The sequence below is a fragment of the Komagataeibacter kakiaceti JCM 25156 genome, assembly GCF_000613305.1.
This window is the reverse complement of the sequence record NZ_BAIO01000786.1, coordinates 1-780: the sequence shown is the minus strand read 5'-3', so window position 1 is coordinate 780 and position 780 is coordinate 1. Positions and strand designations below refer to the sequence as shown.

General features: G+C 69.0%; 1 pseudogene. It reads right to left on the bottom strand.

Annotated elements, in window-relative coordinates:
- Positions 1-95: 95 nt before the first annotated feature.
- Positions 96-780, bottom strand: a pseudogene (locus JCM25156_RS26325) (c-type cytochrome); the annotation flags it as partial.

The following is a 780-nucleotide window of genomic DNA, read 5'->3' as shown; positions in this document are numbered from 1 at the left end:
GCCATTTTCGTCCCCTCCCCTTTTCTCTCGCGCCCCAATTCATGCCCGTCCGCGCCACAGGGGCAATCAGGGGATGGGCGCGCCCGCCTTCACAATCAGTTCATGGGTAGCGAAGGGGGTGGATGCGCGGGTGAAAGCGTGCGCCGGATTTTGTCCACATCCTGCGCCGTTACGGGGGGCGCGTTATTGCCCCATGCCGCGCGGATGAAGGTGACGGTATCGGCCACCGCGCCGTTATCCATGCGCGCGGCGAATCCGGGCATGACGAAGGCGGAGGGCGTCTGGCGTGTCGCACGCAGGATATTGCCCGCCAGCACGATACGGATAAGCGAATCCGGCGTGGAATCCATCACGACCGGATTGCCCGCCAGCGGCGGGAAGGTGGTGGGGTAGCCGCGCCCGTCCGTGCGGTGGCAGGCGGCGCAACTGTCCACATACTGCCGTGCGCCACGGGCGGACACATCCCCCGCGCGCAGGGCCGTTGTCGCGGCGGGGTCGTATCGCCACCCTTCCGCCGCCGGGGTCTGGGGGGAAAGCGTTTTGAGGAAGCGGGCGATGGCCAGCTGGTCCGTGGGCGTCAGGTGCTGGGTGCCGTGGGCGATGGCGTCGGTCATGCCGCCAAAGGCCGCGCCAAGCGCATGCGCCCGGTGGCGAGAAAGCGCACGATGTCCTGCTCGTTCCACCGCCCCAGCCCGGTGCGGTTATCCCCGCGCAGGCTGACAGGCCGCCAGCCATCAACCGGCGCGCCGCCGGACAGGTAAGGCGTCCCGTCCAGTGCGG